The sequence below is a fragment of the Rhizobacter sp. P3_C12 genome (genome assembly GCF_056402735.1).
Window position 1 is genome coordinate 1 of record NZ_JBFUGW010000489.1, and the last position, 2,670, is coordinate 2,670.

Consider the following 2,670-nt stretch of genomic DNA (forward strand, 5'->3'; position numbering starts at 1 on the left):
GTGGGCGACCGACGCGGCCGCTGCGCGGATAGTGCGGCTCGATCAAGCCGCACAGCGCCGACCACGGCACCACGCGCTCCATCTCGCCCAGGAACTTCTCGCGCCTCGTCTGGCGCTTCTTGCCCGCGTACTCCAGGCTCGCAAAGCTCGTCTGTTTCATGCAACCATCCTCGCTGTCCACGCCTCGTTCGGCCATCGAGATCTGCCCGAATAAATCAGCGGTTCCCTAACGCGATCCGCCCCAGTTGTCATGTGTATTGATCCAGTTACGCTAGCGTGACGCAGTGGATACTACCCCCAGAATTGGTCGTTGCTGTCTACAAACGTCGCGTGTTGGCGTAGGACGACTACGGGCCACGCCGCTGAAGAAGATCCTCGCGCACCGTTGCTCATGTCCAGGCGATCCGGCCGGCGACGCGCCAAGACGGGCGCACAACTACTGGATATGAGACACCGTCTCATAAACGTCTCATATCGGCGCCAAACGACAAAGGGCCCGCATCGCTGCGGGCCCCGTCAATACTGGCTCCTCGACCTGGGCTCGAACCAGGGACCTACGGATTAACAGTCCGGCGCTCTACCAACTGAGCTATCGAGGAACTGAGCCTCAGATTATAGACAGAAAAATCAGCGGTTTCGGCGAGTGGCTCACAAATCGATCTGAACCGAAGCGCGCACCGTCCGCGGCGCCAGCGGGTAGAGGTACACGTGCCCGAACTGCAGCGGGGCTTCCTTCCAGGCGCGGCGGTCGCTCAGGTTGTCGACGCCCACGCGCCAGGTCAGCGTGCCGACGCCGGCCACCCGCTGCTCGTAGCGCGCTGCCGCATCGAAACGCGTCCAACCCGGGATGGACAGGCTGTTGTCCGGCAGCACCATCCGCTCGCCCTCGTGCACTGCACCGGCCGAGAGGTTCAGGCCGGTGAGCAGCGGCACGCGCCAGTTCAGGTTCAGCTTCAGCGTGCGGTCCGGCACGTTGACCGGGCGCTTGCCGTTCAGCGTCGCATCGCTCGCGACATCCTCGACGCGCGCGTGCAGCCACATCGCAGCACCTTGCAGCGTCCAGTCGCCGGTCGTCCAGGCGCCCTCGGCCTCGAGTCCGCGGTGGCGCTGCTCGCCGTCTTCCTGGTGCGCGCAGGTGTTGCCATTCGTGTCGTCGGCACAGTTGCTGCCGACGTCGGCAAAGCGCGGGCGCACGATGTCGAACGCCGTCAGGCCCCAGCTCAGGTCTGTCGCATTGCCCTTCAGGCCCGCCTCCACCTGCCGGCTCTTCAACGGCGCGAGCGCCTGCCCGGCATTCGTGTAGCGCGCGCGGTTCGGTGCCACTTCCGATTCGATGCCCTGGCCCCAGCTCGCATACGCCAGCAGGCCCGGCTGCAGCGCATGGCTCAGCGCGAGCCACGGCGTCGTGAAGCCATCGGTGTACGAGACCGGCTGGCTGCCGTCGGTCGCGATGCTCTCGCGCTTCAGCCGCGTGTGGCGCAGGCCGAGCCAGGCGCTCCAGGTCGGCGTCAGCGTGATCGCGTCACGCAGGTATAGCTCGGTATTGCGCTCGTCGCGGTTGGTGTTGGTGCCGGTCAGCGCGGGATCCGCAGGCGTCACGGCGGTGCCGTCGATGTTGCCGGTGCCGACGTAGTTGTACGCCTGGCCCTGCAGGCGGCTCTTGAAGCGCGAGAACAGCACGCCGGCCTGCAGCTCGTGCGACAGCCCGCCGGTCGCGAGCGTGCCGCGCACGCCCAGGTCCAGCGCGTCGCTGCGGCGGTGTTCGTCGTCGCTGCGGTAGTCGTAGAGGTCGTAGGTGCCGTCGCTGCAGTAGCGGTCGTAGTTGCCTTCGGCGCTGCAGCCGTAGGGGAAGGCGAGGCGGTCGTCGCTGACCAGGCGCTGCGTCGCGAAGTGCGCCACGGCGCGCCAGTCGGCCGACAGGCGCTGCTGCCAGCGCAGCGATGCGGTGTCGCCATCGAGCACCACCGGCTGCGACCACGGCTGGTTGTTCAGGTTGGTCCGCGGGTCGTAGGCCGAGGCATCGGGCACGCGGTTGCCCAGCAGGCTCATCGCCGGCACGCTGGGCTGCGAGCGGTGGCTGGTCTCGAACTCGGCCTCGAGCAGCGTGTCCGGCGTCACGCGCCAGTCGCCGGCCACCGCCAGCAGCTGGCTGTGGCCGCGCAGGTCGTGCGTCTGCGGATCCAGGTCGTCGTACTGCGCGTTGACCCGCAGGCCGAAAGCGTCGCCCTCGCCGAAGCGCTGGCCGATGTCGACGCCGCCGCGCCAGGTGCGGCTCTGCTTCCACTCCAGCGCGGCCGAGCGCACCGTGCCCTCGGGCCGCTTCACGACCAGGTTGACCAGCCCGCCCGGCGCACTGGTGCCGGCCTGCATGCCGCTGGTGCCCTTGAGGATCTCGATGCGCTCCTTGTTGGCCAGCGGCAGCGAGGTTTCCGCGTTGATCGGCAAGCCGTCGCGGCGGAAGTTGAAGCGGTTGTCGGTCGCGAAGCCGCGCACCATCAGCGTGCTCCAGTAGCCCTCGGAGTTGTAGGCGTCGCCAAGGCTCGCATCGAAGCGCGTGATGTCGGCCAGGCTCTGCACGCCGGCATCCTTCATCGCGACGCCGCTGATCACGCTCGCCTGCAGCGGCAGCTTCGACAGCGGCAGGTCGCCGAAGCCGCCGATGGTGGCGAA

The 2,670-nt window shown here is 67.8% G+C and carries 1 protein-coding gene, 1 tRNA gene and 1 pseudogene; all 3 read right to left on the reverse strand.

Features of this window, described 5'->3' with window-relative positions; genetic code table 11:
- Positions 1–160: pseudogene (locus tag AC1DXV_RS33605) on the reverse strand (IS5/IS1182 family transposase); the annotation flags it as partial.
- A gap of 363 nt (positions 161–523) precedes the next feature.
- Positions 524–599, reverse strand: a tRNA-Asn gene (locus AC1DXV_RS33610).
- A 49-nt stretch (positions 600–648) separates the two neighbouring features.
- Positions 649–2,670: TonB-dependent siderophore receptor (locus AC1DXV_RS33615; protein WP_477937894.1), on the reverse strand; the 2,022-nt coding region annotated here is incomplete at its 5' end.